At 43.0% G+C, this 18,882-nt stretch carries 17 protein-coding genes; 7 read left to right on the top strand and 10 right to left on the bottom strand.

Annotated features, from left to right (window positions below):
• Positions 1-25: 25 nt before the first annotated feature.
• Both R7E00_RS04375 and R7E00_RS04380 read right to left on the bottom strand, forming a co-directional pair.
• Complete coding sequence (locus R7E00_RS04375; RefSeq protein WP_054575175.1) at positions 26-259, bottom strand: DUF3389 domain-containing protein; 234 nt, start codon at positions 257-259, stop codon at positions 26-28.
• A 6-nt stretch (positions 260-265) separates the two neighbouring features.
• Positions 266-700 carry a hotdog fold thioesterase gene (locus R7E00_RS04380; protein WP_005376340.1) on the bottom strand — a complete coding sequence of 145 codons (435 nt, stop codon included), beginning with the start codon at positions 698-700 and terminating at the stop codon, positions 266-268.
• A 201-nt stretch (positions 701-901) separates the two neighbouring features.
• Between R7E00_RS04380 and R7E00_RS04385 the strand changes: the two genes are divergently transcribed.
• On the top strand, positions 902-1,690 hold the full coding sequence (locus tag R7E00_RS04385) for a M48 family metallopeptidase (RefSeq protein WP_262606038.1): 789 nt from the start codon (positions 902-904) through the stop codon (positions 1,688-1,690).
• Between the two features lie 77 nt (positions 1,691-1,767).
• Here R7E00_RS04385 and R7E00_RS04390 read toward each other — a convergent pair whose 3' ends face one another.
• Positions 1,768-2,796, bottom strand: a complete 1,029-nt coding sequence (locus tag R7E00_RS04390) for a site-2 protease family protein (protein WP_042520855.1) — start codon at positions 2,794-2,796, stop codon at positions 1,768-1,770.
• Between the two features lie 422 nt (positions 2,797-3,218).
• Here R7E00_RS04390 and R7E00_RS04395 point away from each other — a divergent pair, with 422 nt between their 5' ends.
• From R7E00_RS04395 to R7E00_RS04410, 4 genes are all read left to right on the top strand, one after another.
• Entirely contained in the window at positions 3,219-4,463 is a 1,245-nt protein-coding gene (locus tag R7E00_RS04395) for an outer membrane protein transport protein (protein WP_161442135.1), read from the top strand.
• Positions 4,464-4,483: 20 nt separating this feature from the next.
• Entirely contained in the window at positions 4,484-6,892 is a 2,409-nt protein-coding gene (locus R7E00_RS04400) for a VolA/Pla-1 family phospholipase (RefSeq protein WP_262606039.1), read from the top strand.
• A gap of 136 nt (positions 6,893-7,028) precedes the next feature.
• Positions 7,029-7,238, top strand: a complete 210-nt coding sequence (locus tag R7E00_RS04405) for a YgdI/YgdR family lipoprotein (RefSeq protein WP_005376349.1) — start codon at positions 7,029-7,031, stop codon at positions 7,236-7,238.
• Between the two features lie 289 nt (positions 7,239-7,527).
• Entirely contained in the window at positions 7,528-8,085 is a 558-nt protein-coding gene (locus R7E00_RS04410; protein WP_005376350.1) for a PhnA domain-containing protein, read from the top strand.
• A gap of 185 nt (positions 8,086-8,270) precedes the next feature.
• Here the strand turns inward: R7E00_RS04410 and R7E00_RS04415 are convergent, their stop codons facing one another.
• The 3 genes from R7E00_RS04415 to R7E00_RS04425 all read right to left on the bottom strand — a co-directional run bounded on the left by R7E00_RS04415 (position 8,271) and on the right by R7E00_RS04425 (position 12,126).
• On the bottom strand, positions 8,271-8,462 hold the full coding sequence (locus tag R7E00_RS04415) for a hypothetical protein (protein WP_005376351.1): 192 nt from the start codon (positions 8,460-8,462) through the stop codon (positions 8,271-8,273).
• 279 nt (positions 8,463-8,741) lie between these two features.
• A complete protein-coding gene (locus R7E00_RS04420) occupies positions 8,742-9,761 on the bottom strand; it encodes a TerC family protein (RefSeq protein ID WP_053307682.1) in 1,020 nt (339 codons plus the stop codon).
• Between the two features lie 622 nt (positions 9,762-10,383).
• Positions 10,384-12,126, bottom strand: coding sequence for a bifunctional metallophosphatase/5'-nucleotidase (locus R7E00_RS04425; protein WP_262606040.1), 1,743 nt, complete (start codon positions 12,124-12,126; stop codon positions 10,384-10,386).
• 268 nt (positions 12,127-12,394) lie between these two features.
• Here R7E00_RS04425 and R7E00_RS04430 point away from each other — a divergent pair, with 268 nt between their 5' ends.
• Positions 12,395-14,029 (top strand): ATP-dependent endonuclease, encoded by a 1,635-nt coding sequence (locus R7E00_RS04430; RefSeq protein ID WP_047103581.1) that lies wholly within the window; start codon positions 12,395-12,397, stop codon positions 14,027-14,029.
• Positions 14,030-14,182: 153 nt separating this feature from the next.
• Here R7E00_RS04430 and R7E00_RS04435 read toward each other — a convergent pair whose 3' ends face one another.
• On the bottom strand, positions 14,183-14,665 hold the full coding sequence (locus R7E00_RS04435) for a DUF1097 domain-containing protein (RefSeq protein WP_017634175.1): 483 nt from the start codon (positions 14,663-14,665) through the stop codon (positions 14,183-14,185).
• A 228-nt stretch (positions 14,666-14,893) separates the two neighbouring features.
• A complete protein-coding gene (locus R7E00_RS04440) occupies positions 14,894-15,799 on the bottom strand; it encodes a LysR substrate-binding domain-containing protein (RefSeq protein ID WP_005376369.1) in 906 nt (301 codons plus the stop codon).
• 301 nt (positions 15,800-16,100) lie between these two features.
• Between R7E00_RS04440 and focA the strand changes: the two genes are divergently transcribed.
• On the top strand, positions 16,101-17,552 hold the full coding sequence (focA, locus tag R7E00_RS04445) for a formate transporter FocA (RefSeq protein ID WP_005390162.1): 1,452 nt from the start codon (positions 16,101-16,103) through the stop codon (positions 17,550-17,552).
• A 137-nt stretch (positions 17,553-17,689) separates the two neighbouring features.
• On the opposite strand, the gene R7E00_RS04450 is transcribed toward focA, so the two are convergent.
• Positions 17,690-18,259, bottom strand: a complete 570-nt coding sequence (locus R7E00_RS04450) for a YceI family protein (RefSeq protein ID WP_158173064.1) — start codon at positions 18,257-18,259, stop codon at positions 17,690-17,692.
• Positions 18,256-18,795 carry a cytochrome b gene (locus R7E00_RS04455; RefSeq protein ID WP_005390157.1) on the bottom strand — a complete coding sequence of 180 codons (540 nt, stop codon included), beginning with the start codon at positions 18,793-18,795 and terminating at the stop codon, positions 18,256-18,258. The genes R7E00_RS04450 and R7E00_RS04455 overlap by 4 nt, the downstream gene beginning before the upstream one ends.
• Positions 18,796-18,882 lie beyond the last annotated feature (87 nt).

Below are 18,882 nucleotides of genomic sequence, written 5' to 3' on the forward strand. Positions count from 1 at the left end.
AAAAGTGCAAACATCACACTATAAATTATTGAATATCGATACCAATTTCTCGCGAAAGTTCGGCCAGTTGTTCCTCGCTGTCCAGCTTGATAGACCATTTGCACTCTGCTCCATGAGATAAAACAACGTTCGCTCCTCTACCCAGCAACTGAATTGCATCGGTTTGCGCTTGCAAGGTTACCATTGCGCTGCCGGAGATCTTAATCACTATTTCACGCTGGGTTGCAATGATTTTTCCTAATGAAAACTCAATCACCATCTTAGTTTATACCGACTTTGTTTTATGTTGTTTCACAGCGATGGTCAAGCGACTGGTACACACTAAACGGCCTCGCTCATCAGTGATATCGATTTGCCACACTTGCGTTGAAATACCCAGATGAAGCGGTTTTGCCGTACCAATCACATGACCACTTCGCATGGCTCGCACATGGTTCGCGTTAATATCTAAACCGACGCAGTAGCTGCCCTCATCGACAGAGAAGTTTGCAGCCAATGAGCCTAATGTTTCTGCGAGCACGACTGATGCACCACCGTGAAGCATTCCTAAAGGTTGATGAGTAAAGCTGCATACGGGCATGGTTGCTGTAAGGGAGTCGTCAGTGAAATCTGTATATTTAATTTGTAGGTGCTCGATCAGGGTATTTTTTGACGTGGCATTCAGAATCTCTATGCTTACAGGCTTTTTCCATATACTCATTGCTTTACTCTTAGTTTCACAAACTGGTTTGTTAGGTTGTAACGATGTGCTAGGAAGCTAGCATAGACGCTACTTGGGCATAACTTCAAGACGTAACATCTCACCTTCTTTATTAATCAGATGAATAACTTGATCCATGCATCATGTTACTATTTGGGTATATACTATTGCTTCAAAACAAAAAATTAAATGGAGCCTGTTATGAAGGTATGGATGAAAGCCTCTGCTCTTTTAACTATCGCGGGTTTAACAGCGTGTAGCGCATCACCGACGGGTCGCAACCAGATCCTGATGTTTTCAGATCAGGAAATGTCATCGCTTGGCGCTAAATCTTTCGAACAAATGAAGAAAGATATCCCAATCAGCAAAGACCGCAAAACGAATGCCTACGTTCAATGCGTTGCCAAACACATCACTGACACCATTCCCGCTCAATCTGGATTTAAAGACTGGGAAGTCGTTGTTTTTGATAGTGAACAAGTCAATGCGTTTGCTCTACCAGGTGGGAAGATCGGCGTGTATACCGGGCTTTTAGATGTCGCGAAAAACCAAGATCAGTTGGCAACAGTTATTGGTCACGAAGTCGCTCACGTCCTCGCTGACCACAGTAATGAACGTCTTTCACAAAGTCAGTTAGCAAATGCAGGGTTGTCTCTAGCAAACGTTGCCATTGGCGCTTCCGAGTACAAACAGTATCAACAAATGACGATGGCGGCACTTGGTGTCGGTGTTCAATACGGTGTTATCTTGCCATACGGTCGTACTCAGGAATCCGAGGCTGATATTGTCGGGCTGGAATTCATGGCAAAAGCAGGTTTCGACCCACGTCAAAGTGTCGATTTATGGAAAAATATGAGTGCTGCATCAGGTGGCTCTCAACCACCTGAATTCTTCTCAACCCACCCATCGCACAGTACGCGCATTAAAGATTTACAAGCAACCATAAATAAGCTGCCTGAGTATAACGCGAAAGCACCAAGATGCGGCTAATTGATTGCTACTATCGTCTACCTACTTAACTTGCCAAATAACAAAAAGCTCCCTAGGGAGCTTTTTAATGATTCTAATCAAGTGCCCAATATCTGTAGCGGCAAACTTAACAAACTATCTCCGAGAGTGGCAAAATACCAGATGATAGAAACAAAACCTCCGACAGAGACCAAGTACCAAGCCAGTGAGAATAGCTGCCCATAACGGGTTAATGGCAATAAATGGCTTTGATGTCGAGCTCTCCATTCCATCACCACTTCTAACATTCCCATTAACAATAAAAATCCTAGCAATGTCAGACCGAAATAGTAACTGATAAAAATGCCTAATAAAGCGGTCGCAATACTGCCAACTAACCCGACCCAAGTATTCATTGAGAAGGTAATACTTTTGAGCACATGGCCACCATCTAATGGTAAAATAGGCAGCAGATTAAATAGGTTTAGCAAGGCGTTAAACACAGCAAGCCCAGCGAAGATCACCTCACCAGTCATCCAATAAAGCAAAGTAAAAACAACACTAAGAACTAAACCGAAAAATGGTCCCATGATTGAGATAACCACATCCTGCCAGCGCGTGTTTATCTTTTCGTCACTTAGCGCCAAACCACCTAGGAATGGAATCAAATAGATCCCTTTGGTCTTCATTCCAAAATACTTCATCGCTCTAATGTGACCATATTCATGGAAAACCAAACAAGCGATCAACGCTAGCGCGAACTCGATGGAAAATAGCCAAGAATATGCAGCGAGACTTGCAGACGCTAACGCCACTTTAATAACTTTCGCACTTTTAAGTGCTTTCATCCCAAGAGATACGAGGCCTATTACACTTAGACGCTTTTCGGATGGTGGCGTAACTTCTGGCACTTGGCGCTCGATGTCTTTTTCATTTCGACAACCTTCGTTGACGAGCTCACCGTTAATTGTGACCTTGTAACTCAATTCAAACGGTTGCCATGTTAAAGAACACTCTAAATGACAGTTCAGGATTTCCTCACCCGCAGAGAGCTTAAACTGGTGTAGACAAGTCTCTGCGGTATTGTCACTGGCATCGATTTGAGACACCAACGTATTATCCCAATATAACTGCTGCCACCCAGCCATCGATCCTTCGAGCCTTAGCGAACGACCTAAAAATTCAACATTCAGTAATTCCAATGCGGTTCCTATTGCGTCTATTGAATAACTACATAGCGAGCGCGAATTATGCCTGTGAAGTGAAGAAACAGCAAAGCGAGCTATCTCTTGATTTGATCGTTATTTAACTATAAAGCTCGCAAAACAATTCTGGTCGTACCATTCTCTTCAAAAATATAACGATAATACATGCCCTTACAAGCCATCGTTTGACCTATGCATCATATTTAAAACGCAAAATACGCTCAAACTTTGACAAGTTATTAAACATACAATTAACATTACATTTACATCACCGTTGTATTTCGCGTATTAACAATTGGTGTAAGTACCACACAACAATTACAAGGACTTCGGTCCAGCATTATGACACCCTAGGAGGGTCAAGGATGAACAAGAAGCACTGCTCTCTGCTTACAATTTCAATATTGTTTGCGTGTAATGCCCACTCAGCGGGCTTCCAGGTAGCTGAACATTCGGCATCTGGTCTTGGTCGAGCATTTTCAGGTGAAGGGGCTGTCGCAGATAATGCCAGCGTCCTTGCCCGTAACCCTGCAGCAATGACACTTTTCAAAGAAGCTCAATTTTCGGGCGCGTTATCTATCATCGACCCTGAAGTCGATGTGTACGACACTGTAAACAATGAACACGCGAAAGATGTCGCCCCTTTACAGATCGTGCCAGCAGGTTATTACATCAGCCCTATCAATGATAACTGGGCTTGGGGTATCGGTATGTTCACAACATACGGTGTTGCCACTGACTATCCAAATGATATTTCCGCAGGTGATATGGCGGGTGACACTTCCCTACTTTCAGTAAACATCAACCCTAATGTCGCTTACCGTATCAACGAGTCTTTCAGTGTCGGTGGTGGTATCAACCTAGTTTACGCTGAAGCAGAGCTGACTCGCCACAAAGGCGCACTCGCCCGTATTTTAGGTGGTAATAAGTCCGATAACCTTGTCGGCATGGAAGGCGAAACTTTTGCTTGGGGTTGGAATATTGGCGCTTTGTACGAGCTAAATGAAAACAACCGTTTTGGCTTTGGTTACCGTTCTAAAGTTGATCTAGATTTTGACGACGGTGAGTTTAGTAGTTACGACTCAGGCCGAGCTCCATCACCAAAAGTGGATGGCCGTTTAAAAATCTCTCTCCCTTCAATTATCGAATTATCGGCTTTCCATCAACTGAATGAACAATGGGCAGTACATTACGGCTGGCAACAGACCGATTGGAGCACATTTAAAGAACTGAAAGCGACGAGTCCTCAATGTAATGATGGAACTGCTGGTCAATGTTTCTACAAACCAGAGAAATACGAAGACAACAACCGTTATTCTATTGGTGCAACTTACACCCTCAATGCGGATTGGACATTCCGTGCAGGTTTTGCGTACGACGAACAAGCAGGTGAAGCGACATTGAGTATCCCTGACAGTGACCGTTTTTGGTACAGCGCGGGCCTAACTTACGCAATGAATGAGAATTTAACTTTCGATGCAGGCTTTGCACTTGTTAAGAGTAAATCAGGCTCTTTCACTGAGACAAATGCTCTGGGTGAAGAGATTAAGTTTGACTCAGAAGGTACTGCTTACATCAGCGCGGTACAGATGAACTACACCTTCAAATAATGGGATTACGGAGTAAACCAATGAAACACACGTTTAAATTATCAATGCTTTGTTCTGCAATCCTTCTTGCTGGTTGTGGTGATGATACTTCCAGCTCTGGTACTTCCGACAAAGTTCAATTTGAAGATGAAGTGCAAGCATTGCTTGATCGCGAAACATCCATCAGTTTTACGCTTCAAGGAGCGAACGCAGATGTACCGGCACCATCTTACTTATTAATGGACACAAGCGATGGTACGCTTGGTCTGCCAACTGATGGCGATGATGCTTTAACCAACCCTAGAGCCTCGATGAATACGATGGATGGATGGTCAACGTCTATGCCAATCGTTCTTAACTTCAACGGCGATGGTTTTGCAACGGGCATGTTGCCGTCTGGTGTTAAAGTCATCAAGATTAACCAACGCTTAACCGAGTGGGACGGTAAATCTAACCCAATCGAAGAGGTACTCGTTCAGAACCAAGACTACGTAGTTCAAGCAAAAGGTAACTCTCTATACATCCAGTTCTTGGCTTCACTTGATGAGTCAAGCGAGTACATTTTTGCGGTTACACAAGATGTTACTGACGTGAATGGTGAGCCAATCGGTACATCAGCCAGTTACGCGACAGGTAAATCGAAAGAAATCGTTTATGAAACTGGTGCTCTTGCTTCTGTTCAAGCAGTCACTCAGGCGGTTGAAGGCATTTTTGATATTGCCAAAGTAAACCCTGCAGACATCGTTTATTCTTCATGGTTCAGCACCCAGTCAGTAGGTGATACGTTAGCGGCAGTCAAAGGAGTAACCGCTACTGGTTTTTCTACCGGCGCAAACACACTAAATACCGTTTACAAAAATGACTCAAACGAAGGTTCAGTAGACTTATCAACGGCCTACACAATAACGCTCGGTGAAACCCAAGACTTTAGCACTGCGCTAGACTCTGACGATGACTTTAGTAAATACATTAGCGATCTAGACGCAGCTAAAACGGCAATTAAAGGCCTTTACATGCAATCAGGTGCCGATGTAAGCGTGACACAAGGTGTGGTAAGACTGCCTCATTATCTGGAAAAAGGCACAAGCTGGAACATGCAACCAATGGTATCTGCGATGCCAAGCCTAGCGAAGCTAAGCGCAGCATTAGCGGATCCGAACGAGCAAGCAAACATGGTTCAGCAGCTATCAACAGGCGTTTTTGCAAATGATCCTGTTGATGTGACAAAGCTTGCTACAGATCCTACAGAGCAGCTAAAACTTGTTGGAGCTAAGCTTACTCTTACCGATGGTACTCAGCTTGATAGTGAGCGTATTATTACTCGCTACTCGCCTGTTCCCGTAGTGAAATCGGTTGAAGATGTCGAAGTACTGGTCTTCACACCTAAATCTGGCGTCGCGACAGACGTTGTGATTTATCAACACGGCATCACCTCAGCGAAAGAGAATGCGTACGCGTTCGCGTTCAATATGGTAAAAGCAGGTGTGGCAGTTATCGCTATTGACTTACCTATTCATGGTACGCGCAGCTTAGATGAACAACGTTCCGCAAATGCGAATGTACTGGCTTATCTAAATCTTTCCAATTTAGCCGTTGCGCGTGACAACCTACGTCAAAGTGTTCTGGATGTGTTAGGTTTGCGCGCTAGCTTGGTAGTATCTGCTCAAGGCGGTCTTTTAGCTGGAGGTCCTCTGCAAGGCTTCAACCCAATGACGGGTTCAAAAGTCAAAATGCTAGGTCATTCACTTGGCGGTATTGTAGCTACATCTGCCGTCGCAGCAGCAAACAATACATTGGGCAGCCCTACTGCGGATGCGCTGTACACCTTTAGTTCTGCATCAGTACAGAACTCTGGTGGACAAATTGGTAATTTGTTACTGGGTTCAGACAATTACGGCCCTCAGATCAAACATAACCTCGCTTATGCAGCATCAAAAGACTATGCGACTTACGCTGATGCATCATGTGCGGATCTAGAAGATAAAACATGTTACGAAGCTTTTGAGGCTGCGGCAACGGAAGCTCAAGTAGCAGCGCTAGAAGCAGGTTTCTCACAATTTATCTATGCAGCACAGACTACACTAGACACTGTCGATCCGTTCACAAACGCTTCAGATTTAGTGGCATCTGGTTCGCTAACGACACCATTCTTTATGACAGAAGTGGATGGCGATAGCACAGTACCAAACAGCGTTCCAAATGCACCATTCGCGGGTACTGAACCGCTCGCTAATAAGCTAGGATTGAAGACTGTGAACAGTACGGACACTACTGTGAATGCAACTGCGAGCTTTGTACAGTTTAATGCTACTGCATCGCACAGTACTTTTGCTTCGCCAAATGGCACTCTGTCTGATATTGATCATCATGTAGAGATGCAGATGGAAAACACTGACTTCTTAATGGATGACGCACTAACAGGTGTCACTAACACTTCTGTTTTGAAGTAATCGCAACACCCTTCCTACCAAAGCCCAGTTTCTACTGGGCTTTTTCATTTCAATTCTATTCAAACCCACTCATATTTCCTCTGCTATAGTTAAAACGATGTCTTTGCCTAACTCACTTGTTTAAAAGGAAAACTCTATGCGCGTATTGACTGTTATTGCCACTGTATTACTTCTTGCTGCATGCGGAAGTAGCCAATATCTGATGTCGACAAATGAAGGGAAAATTATTACCTCTTACGGTAAACCAGACCTGAACGAGGAAACGGGTATGTACGAGTATGAAGACATGGATGGTAAAGAAATGAGTATTTCAAAAGAGCAAATTGTCCAGATTGTCGAACGTTAACGACAGGCCCTCTGTAAATTAGAGGGCTATGTTCTAGCCACCCTCTCTCTACATTTACCTCTTTTAGGCTTGTAATCGTTGTAGAAATTGACACAACCAATTCATAAGCCAAAACAATTAATAGTGTCTTTTATACTTCCGTATTATTTATTTAGCGAATATTTTACATCTTCACCTTAATCAGGTTGGAGTATTGTAAAATCTAGTCTTTAATTCGCTAACACCCTTTTATTTCTCAGGATAAAGTGGATAATACCGCCACAAAATAACATTACTAAGGTGAGTCCTTATGTCTATTGAAGCTACTCTGCTTGCGCGCTGCGAGTCAAAATGTGAACTGTGTTCTTCTGAATCTCAACTAACTGCATACGCTGTCCCACCTCACGGTAATGTGACGGTTGATACTGCCATCATGGTTTGTGATAAGTGTCTGGGTGAGATCGATGAGCCAAAAGACATTAACCACTGGCGTTGTCTAAACGAAAGCATGTGGAGCCAGGTTCCTGCTGTACAAGTGACTGCATGGCGCCAACTCACTCGCCTAAACACAGAAAGCTGGGCTCAAGATGCTCTTGACATGATGTACATGGAAGAAGAGCAAATGAACTGGGCAATGAAAGGGATGTCTGCTGACGATAAAACTGTTGACTGTAACGGCACTGAACTTAAGAAAGGTGACGATGTAACAGTAATTAAAGACCTACCAGTAAAAGGCACTAACCAAGTAATCAAACAAGGTACAGTGATTCGTGGCATTAGCCTTGGCGATGATCCAAAGCTAGTTTCGGGTAAGGCAAATGGTGGTCAGTCGATGTACGTGATCGCAGAATACTGCCGCAAGAAGTAATATCGCACTTCAGTCATGTCAAAACGGGGCACCAATGGTGCCCCGTTTTTCTATACAACACTTAATCTACTCTCATGTCTACCTCCTCTAGAGTGTTTCTTTTCTAGGGCGTAGGTTGAGTAGGCATGTTTTACAAATAAAAAAATACCGGCTCATAGGCCGGTATTTCTTACATTATTTCAATATTAACGGTACATACCGATGTCTTTTTGAATATGTGCTGACAAGTCTTCTGCGTAGTAACTGCGTGGCGCAGTGTTATCTACAAATAGAATGTCCAGTAAGTGAGCAATCAGTCCTTTGAAGTTAACCGCGTAGGTTTTCTTATCCATAGAGGTTGGTAAAGCTACATTTGTCATTTGCATTGCTTGTGCCATGATTGCCTCTCTTTAAAAGCAGTAGTCTGTTTAGTTGGTTGTATATTAGTCAGTTTCTTATTGTTTAAGAAATGACAAATTTTACCCATTCAAATTAGAATTTCTAATAAAACAAACTCATTACAAAACTCAAAAATACAAATGAATAATAACGGCATAAATAATCACAATTACTGTAATTACATTGAATAACTGAACATTACCTGCATAATCGCCCCTTAACTCACAACATATATTTAACAATATTTTTCGTTGTTTCTTTTGATTTTTGTGCTTACTTTATATTTTTTGATTAGTAATATTAACGCTAGTTTGACGCTTCGCTTTATTTTTTAGGAGTGATGCCACCACTGCCGATGTCATCACAACAACTAAAAATGTGAGAGACCATGTTGTAGGAATCTCATATTCTGTTCCAACCAATAGCATTTTTACCCCGATAAACATCATGATTACTGATAATGCTGGTTTTAAGTATACAAACTTGTCTAACATTGCTTGAAGAACAAAGTACAGCGATCGCAAACCCAGTAATGCAAATACGTTCGCGGCTAAGACTAAAAATGGCTCTCGTGTTACCGCGAATATAGCTGGTATAGAATCCAACGCAAACATAACGTCCATTACTGCAATGACACCAACAACGATCAGCATCGGTGTTGCCACCCACTTACCAGCTTGCTTTAAGATTAAGTGATTTCCTTGGTAGTCATCTGTAACTGGCAATACCTTTCGAATCAACTGCTCCGGATATGGATTAACCTCTTCTGCTTCGCCTTTGTCGCGAGCTAGCTTAACACCCGTCCAAATAAGGAAAGCAGCAAATAAGTACAATACCCAGTGATACTGTGAAAGTAACTGAGCACCAACCGCAATCATGACAGCGCGTAAAACTAGCGCACCTATCACCCCCCAAAGCAATGCTCTCGGACGCAAATGCTCCGGCACACTGTATTGTGCAAAGATGATGGCAAACACAAACAAGTTATCCACGCTTAGCGACTTCTCTAGTAAGTAACCAGTTAAGAATGAAATCGTTGCTTTGTCGTTCGTATAAGCGCTATGTGGCGCGTAAAAGTCCCAGAATAAATAAATAGAACCTGCAAAAACAAAGGCAAGCAAGAACCAAAAAACACTCCAAACGATGGCTTTTTTCATCGTGATAGCGCCACCACGTGTTTGATAGATATCAAGCGTAACAAGAACAAGGGTAAATAAACCAAAAGCACCATACATCGCTAATGATTCTTGAAGAGGCACCGATTGGCTCAATTGGGTGGTATTTTCGATAAGAGACATATTTCCTCCCATGGCGGAAGGACTTCGTTTGGTGACCTTCCGCAGACAATAACAACCAACAGCTACATAACGATTATGTGCTGCTAGTCAATGAATGCGTTGGTCTCGTTGAAGTGTTGACGTGAATGAACCACGTAACACCTTTACTTACCGGATAAGCTGATGCTTAACGAGATGACGATAAGTAAACTTGCGCTAACTACTCCCCAAACGCCGACATAATAACGCCGAGCGTCAGGCTTTCCAACAAAAAAACCTTGTCTTATCGAAATAAAATTCTTATCAAAAATCAGGAAGCACTATAAAAAGAAAGAAATGGATTCAACCACCTGAACTATAGTAAACAGACAAAAAGCAGCAAATGGCTCAAGACAAACTCTTCATTAGTTAGGGCCCTAACGGGGAAGATAGATACAAAAAAGGAGCATTACTGCTCCCTTTTGTAACATCCACATTCTTAGCAATTCAAAAGCCGCTTAGAGGCACAAAGTAGACCAGTGTTGACCAAATTGCGATCCAGGCAACCACGACTGCCGTATCTGCCCAATCTTTATTCCACATACTGCCATCCTCATCAACCCATGTAGTAAGTGGAGAGCAGCAAAATCAATACCAGTATCTATTATCGACGTCGCTTTGTGTAAAGTTTGTGACTTTGATTCAAACAGTTTGGCTCATCGGTCAGGAGTTCAATAAAACAATCAGCCATGGACAAACTGGTCACACGCCCTTCTCCTTTCATCTCCTGCAATGCGTCGTACCCCTCTTTCCCTTTCATCGTATAGGCAGAAGAAGTCCCTCGATACCAAACATCATCTTGAACACCAACCCATTGTTTGCCATCAAAAATCACTAATGATTGAACTCTTTCACCTTTTGGGGCATCTGCGTGGTACTCGAAGTTTAAATTGTAAGTGTACGGATAACTGCCAGATCCAGTGCCTTCTACGCCATTGTTGAGTGCATTATTTATCGCGCCTTCAAGTGCACGGCGAATAGCGCTGCCTTTTACATCGTAAAAGCCGATAGGAACGGCAAAAGGCAACAGCCGTCCGGCAATGTCTGCCACTGTGATGTTGCCAGGGTTCAAAGAGGTTCGCACGCCACCCGCATTATGAATTGCAAATTGAACGTCATATCCACGTTTGTTTAAACAGTGCAGAAATGATCGGGCAACGGAGGAAGCTAACTCACTCTCACCAAATTCATCGGGAATTCTCACATGACGCTTTTTGGTGTCAACACTAGCAATGACTTGTGACTGTAACTGCCTAACCTGAGGAATATATTTATCGCTCAGGATAGCTTGAGTTTCCGGGTGTTTCTTACAAACCACGACATTCGGTTGACCATGGATGAAGTCGCACGCGGTTTCGAATACACCTTGGTCGAGCTGTTGGTTTAGCGTCGAGTCCCAAAAAATACGTCGGCCAAGCAACAGTTCATTTTGTCCACTCAACATCGTTGCTTTACCGTGTTCATCAAACTCAATGACGCAGTGCCCCATTGTCAAAGCATGGAAACCGGCTTGCACCACATAGGTATCATTAATTTTGATACCGTAGGGATCGTCTTGTCCTAACCCTATTGATGAAAAATCACCTTGCAACCGGTGGCTGTGTCCACCAACAATTATACCAATACCTTCGACTTGCTCAGCTAACTCTAAATCACCTTCATAACCTAAGTGGCTCAGTAGAATAATATTTTTTATACCTGATGAATGGATTTGTTTTACGGTCGCCTTGGCGGTTTCAATTGCTGAGTGAAAAGGCGTGTCTGCATCAGGGTTTGCGATGTCGCTCATTTTATCTATGGATAATCCGAAAATCGCGACCCGCTCACCATGGAATTCTTTAACAATGTATTGAGCGCTCTGTGTATCCGGTTGGTAACTATATACATCCTTGCAATCACTGATACGGTGAGTTTTTTTAAGTGATTCATTGGATAAATCCCAGTTGCCAGCAAGCAATGGGAACTGAGTACGTTGGCAAAACAATGCAACTGGCTCATTCCCCATATCTAATTCATGATTGCCTAACGCCATTGCATCAATCTTTAATGCGTTCAATAAGTCGGCATTGGCTTTGCCTTTAAATAGTGAGAAATACAGCGTGCCTTGGAAGCAATCTCCGGCATGGAGGAACAACATCCCGTGACCTTGGCGCTGAGCATCATCTCTTAACTGCTCGACTCGGGTTGCGATACGAGAAAAGCCGCCAGCACTGACATAAGGCTCTAGCGTGAGTTCATTGTTTATCTTAAGCTTTAACTGTAATGACGTTGGTTCAAAGTAGGAATGTGTGTCATTGATGTGTGCCAGTTTGATTCTCACTGGCTTATGATTGTTATTCATCTTCATCTTCTCTTTTTTCATTCCTTATAATAATAAGAAGTGAATCATGACAGAATCATGAATTTTATGAAACTGCGATTTAGGATTTCATGTTTAAGTGATCACGATGCTGTCCCCCGGCTTTGAAAGCAAGCCTCGCTTGTAACGGTCTCTATTCAGTAAGAGGCTCTCGTAATTTTGTGAACTGAGCTTAACTCAAAAATTTCGAATTCATATATGCTTAGGAGTAGCAAAATAACTCTCGATAATTCAAATAATTGCAAGGAGGATTGAGATGAGACTAGAACGCATCGAAATCTCCGGGTTTAGAGGCATCAAACGCCTTTCACTCTCTTTTGACGAACTCACCACGCTTATCGGTGAAAACACGTGGGGCAAATCATCATTACTCGATGCCCTTTCCATCGCATTACCTGCCAATGGCTCATTGTATCAATTCAAACTGAAAGATTTTCACGTTGACTACTCAATTTCTCATCCACAAACACAACACTTACAGATCATTGTTTGTTTTAAAGCACAGGATAAAAACGAAGTAAAAGCGGGACGCTACAGACGCATAAAGCCTACATGGTGTACCAACGAAGATGGTGAGCAAGTCATTTACTATCGTATTAGTGCGTCTCGCGATGAGCATGGCATTAATACAGAGTACGCGTTTTTGGATCATAACGGCAAACCCAAAAAACTTCACCACTCAGAGAAACTCGCTATTGAGTTAATGACACTTCATCCTGTAATCCGACTACGTGACTCCCGACGCTTCCCTGATTTAAACCATGTCAACGGCGATGGTAAAAATGCTCGGATTGAAAAACGAATCAACAACACCTGTCGACGCTTATTGGCTATGCCTGGCCATGTGAATAAAGGTGAGATTCGTAGTAGCCTCGACTCAATGCAAACGCTTGTTGAACACTATTTCGCGTTCAGAAGTGTCAGTAAAGGTAACCCACGCAAACCTCGTGATGGTCTTTTCTATACAAGCCCTTCCTCTGATAAAGGTTTGAGTCAGTTCTTGAAAGAAACCAATGACAAACAAAGCCGCTTGCTCTTAATGGGGTTACTCAATGCCTATCTTCAAGCTAAGGGCCCCACTGATTTAAGGCGCTGTGCGAGACCAATACTGATCATTGAAGATCCAGAAGGTCGACTGCATCCAACTCATCTAGCGAGAGCGTGGTCCTTATTGCAATTATTGCCAATGCAAAAGATATTAACCACCAACAGTGGCACGTTACTCGGTTCTGTTCCACTGTATTCAATTCGACGTTTAATTCGGCTATCAGACAGAACCATCGCTAAGAGTTTAAACTCAACAAAGTTTGGTCGAGATGAGTTGCGCCGAATTGGTTTCCATATTCGTTTTCATCGTTCAGGCGCATTATTTGCGCGGTGCTGGTTACTTGTTGAGGGTGAAACCGAAGTTTGGCTTTTTCATGAACTGGCTCGTCAATGCGGGTATGACTTGGCTGCCGAAGGGGTTCAAATCGTTGAGTTTGCTCAATCAGGTCTAAAATCACTCATCAAAGTAGCAAAAGAGTTTGGTATTGATTGGCATGTCGTTACCGATGGCGACCCAGCAGGGAAAAAGTACGCGCATGCAGTGCGAGCACAGCTCGACCATGATCAGGAAAGGCATCGACTTACGGAGTTACCCGACCGAGACATCGAGCACTTTCTGTACAACAATGGTTTTGAACTTTTCTTTAAGGACATCATCAAAGTTCCTCATGACCACCCTATCCCTGCTAAAAAAGTCGTAAATCGTGTTTTGAAAAAACATGCAAAACCGGATTTAGCTTTGGCTATTGTTTCTCATTGTGAAGAGAAAGGCATGGAGTGTATTCCTGTACTTCTGCGCTGGACACTTAAACGCGTTGTTACCATGGCCAACGGCAATACATGAGTTAGGCGTATTTCACACTCAGCGTATTGTCTTGTAATACAAAAAAAGCACACCAATTTGGTGTGCTTGTATCAAACATCATTAATTTTGATTAAGGGTATTGAGAGGGATAAAACTCAATACACAGTGGATACCAATAAGATCGGGGGTTCACTACTGTGCTTGCTCAGCAAGCGAAGAAGAAGTAGCGGTTGATTTCGTATGCAACCATAGCCCTGTCGCTTTCATTAGATAGCCAAACACACCACCTAGCAACAACGATGGAATGACAAGTTGCCAGTTTCCGTCAGCCGCAAATGTTGCGCATGAACCAATAAAAGTACCAGGGATGTACGCGAGCCAAGCCTGTTTAGCTTGAATACACATGAAGAATGCCACAATAGCGGTAATCACATAGCCAATAATTTCCAACCCCACGTAAGTGGAACCGTGAATAATTACCATTGCCCAGAATACGCCTGTCATATTGGTGATTAAGCTGATGCCTAGTCCTTTCAATCCGCTCGTTGGCGCTGCAAAGTAGCTCGTGCAACCTAAAAAACCAGCCCAAGAAAGTAAACCTAAAGAGATGGCGATCCAACCCCATACGCCAGATAAAATTCCAGTAGTGATAGAAATAGCTAAAAGTGTCGTCATGGTAGTCATACCTACTCGGCTATTATCGTACCTATATGGTTCAATAACTGCCTTCATACATTGAAATCAAGGACACATGTTAGATACATCAGCTCAGCTTATCGGTGATATTGATCACAATAAGATATTATTATTTTCACAATTTACATTAAAAGTTTGACGCAACCGATAAATCAACAGATTTAGGGAATAAACCCAACTCATCTCGTAGGCATGTTTAATCAACCTTTAAAGAACTGAAGGCTTCCCTTTCATCATTCGCAGCCCCTCTCTTTTAATGCAGTCGACTAATGGGTTTTCTGCCATATCTGAGCGCCATATAAATGAAAGCGTCCTTTCCATTTTTAACTCAGGTACATTTAATGCCACAAGATGACCTGCTTCTATATATCGCTCTACATCTAAATACGGTAAGCAAGTAAGGTACTGACCATTAGCAACTAAACTACGTAACACCGGAACGTGTTCGTACTCGCGCCACACATCCAAATCTTCAATAAGGTGGTGAATAGAACTATCAAATGTTTTTCGTGTGCCTGAGCCATGCTCTCTTAGTACCCACTTCGCTTGCTCTAACTGCGCAAGGCTAACAGACTGATTACGCGCAAAAGGATGATGAGAAGCTGCGACAACAGTAAGATGATCACGACACCATACTTCTTGGTGTAAACGGTTATCATCACAGCGCCCTTCAATAATCCCTAAGTCATACTTGTAATCTAATACCCCATCAATCACCCCTTTTGTACTTTGTACACCGAGGGAAATACGCATTTCTGGAAAGTCATTATCAATGATACTGATAAGGTCGGGAACTAAGTGCTCTGCTGGGGTTTGACTCGCTCCCATACGAATCTCACCACTCAATAAATGTTGCTCATAGAAGCCCATTTCAATCTGCAATGCATCTTGTAGCAAGCGTTTTGCTTTTGGTCGTAACCACATCCCCCAATGGGTTAACGCCATTTGCTTGCCTTGCCTCTCAAACAACGGCCTGCCAAGCATCTTCTCTAATTGCGCAAGCGACATGCTCGTCGCTGATTGTGTCAAAGCCAATTTTTCTGCGGCTTGGCTTACACTGCCGGTATCTGCAACTGCGTCGAAAACCGCTAATTGCTTAAGTGAGTAGCGCAAAGTGTCCTCCATTATTAGTGGGTATTTCCCAATTCCCACAATTGTTAAAGCATGCCCCAATAAGCAATAGAGTTCATTTTACCTAGCCCCGTAAAGTTATCAATTAATTTGATGAGGTTTCTAAATATTATCAATTTTACCTTACTAACCGTTCTCCCTATTCTGAGTACGCGGTTCGGGAACACCGCAAGCCTCAATGGTTTTGAAACCGAAATCATTGAGGCTCTTAATAAAAACAACAATTTCATTTTTGAGTTAATAACCAAGGATTTTTTATGCGATTACAAATTAAGGAGTCAATATGGCGGTGACCAGTTCTCAAAATCACCAGTATTTTTCTCCAAAAGAGATGATGGTTGAAGCGGAAAAATTTGCGTTAAGTAAGGCAAACAAAACCAGCAGTATGACATTAAGCCTCGCGATTATGGCCGGCGCGTTCATCGGGTTAGCATTCTTGTTTTACATCACGGTGACCACCGGCAGTACGGGCGCTGGTTGGGGCTTGAGCCGCCTAGCTGGTGGACTCGCATTTAGCATGGGATTGATCCTCATCGTGATCTGCGGTGGTGAATTATTTACCAGCTCCGTCCTATCCAGTATTTCTTGGGCCAATAAGCAAATCTCGTTCGGTAAGATGCTTTCGATCTGGGGCAAAGTTTACGTTGGTAACTTTATTGGTGCGATGTTCCTACTTGCGTTGGTTACTGCTGCTGGTCTTTATCAGATGGATGGCGGTCAATGGGGATTAAATGCGCTTAACATCGCACAACACAAACTTCACCACACTCTCATTCAAGCGTTTGCACTCGGTATTCTCTGTAACCTGTTGGTCTGCCTAGCGATTTGGCTGACATTTAGTTCTGCAAATGCAATGACAAAAGCAGCAATGACAATTTTGCCTGTGGCAATGTTTGTCAGCAGCGGTTTTGAGCACTGTGTTGCGAACATGTTTATGGTTCCACTTGGTATTGTTATCGCGAATTTTGCACCTGAATCTTTTTGGGCATCTGTCGGTGTGCCCGCGTCACAATACACAGACCTAAACATTAGCCACTTTATTACCGCTAACTTAATTCCTGTCACGCTTGGCAACATCGTCGGCGGAGCGGTATTAGTTGGCCTTTCAAACTGGTGTATTTTTCGCCGACCAGAACTAAAAGCAGCGAATATTTCTTCTATCACTACAACTACAACACTGTCGTCAGTTAAGGATTTCACCATGAAAAATGCCTCTTTTGTTAAAGACATTATGAACCAAAAACCAGTCACCATTCGTGCAGAAACGCCAATTGCAGCCGCGCTGGATGTGTTACTTGATAACAACGTAACTAGCGCACCTGTTGTAGACGTACAAAATCGATTAGTTGGCTTCTTCTCTGCTCACGATGTGATGGTAGAACTATGGTGTGAGGACTACATTCCGGTGAAAGACCAAAAAGTCGTCGACATCATGAGCCGAGATGTGGTCGCAATTGACGCTGGTGATCGCCTCGTTGATGTTGTGGAATTCCTATGTATCGATAAAGAGCAGTTGTACCCAGCGAGCAGTATGGGTATTGCCACTCGCTTGACGTCTTTGTCTCTCGAAGAACGCGCTAAAAGTATCAAAGTAAGTAAGCCACAAGTGCTTCCTGTGCTTGAAAATGGGCAGATGGTCGGGGTGGTTACTCGTACTGAAGTATTAAAAGCACTACGCCCGATTTTTGGTGAGCGTTTAAACCTAGTGGAAAAAAGCGAGTTAGAAACAGCGTAATTCGCTAAACATTTACAACGTCTATTGGCTTTCAATCGCTATCACTGACGGGTTTATCGATGTTAGTGATGTGATTAAGATAATAAAAAAGCGCTCTTCAAGTGAAGAGCGCTTTTAGTGTATCTAAAAGGAACTAATTACTTCTTAATACCTTCGATATGAAGTTCCATATCGACGTAGCTTGAAGCACCCATTACTGGGATGTCAAAGTCAGCAAGCTCTAGGCGAGTGTTGCCAACAAAGCCAGCGCGCTCGCCGCCCCATGGGTCACTGCCAGCACCAACGAATTCAGCCTCAATAGTAATAGGCTTAGTAACACCGTGTAGCGTTAGATCACCAGTTACATCTAGTTTGCCATTGCCTTTATCAACCACTTTTGTGCTCGTAAAGGTTGCTTCACTGTATTTACCAGCATCGATGAAGTCACCACTACGAATGTGTTTGTCACGTTCAGCATGGTTTGAATCTAGGCTGGTTGTATCAACAACAACATTTACTTTTGAGCCAGCAATGTTGTTTTCATCAAAAGAAAAGTCACCAGAAAATGTATTGAAACGACCTTTGATGAAACTGTAACCCAAGTGGCTAACTTTAAAGTTGATTGAAGCGTGAGCACCTTTGGTATCGATGACATAATCTGCAGCTTGCGCACCAAATGGCAGTGCCATAGCGATAGCTAATCCTGTAGCGAAAAGTGACTTTTTCATTTTGAAGCTCCTAACATTTTTCTTAATGTGTTGTCTTTATCGATAAAGTGGTGTTTTAGTGCAGCAATAGCATGTAAACCTGCAATCAGGATGACTGCCCAAGCTGCATAGAAGTGAATCTCACCTGCAATATCTGATTGGCCTGGGAATAACTCTCCCGCTCCTGGCACGGTGAACCAATTAAACACTTCGATGCCGCGTCCATCAGACGTTGAAATGAGGTAACCTGAAACAAAGATGGTGACCAATAGTAGGTACATGACACCATGCGCTGCTTTAGCAGCAAGCACTTCGTAACGTTTGCCTTCTACCTTTGGTGACGCCGTCACATGTTTCCATACGATGCGTGCCAAAGTTAAAATAGCGAGTAAAATACCGACAGAGCGATGGTAATGCGGCGCAGTTCGATACCATTCGCTGTAATAGCTAAGGTCGACCATCCACAAACCCACTGCAAATAGACCAATAATGCACAGCGCTGATAACCAATGCATCACGCGTGCAGTAAGGTTGTAATTCTTTACCAGTGTATCCATCTCAAGTTCCTAGATATATTCCTAAGTTAATGCTGAGCAAGAAACACTACATTAACCTATTTACGTCATATGAAACAGATTATTTAC

This window comes from Vibrio sp. Vb1755, from assembly GCF_033338635.1.
GTDB lineage: Bacteria > Pseudomonadota > Gammaproteobacteria > Enterobacterales > Vibrionaceae > Vibrio > Vibrio alginolyticus.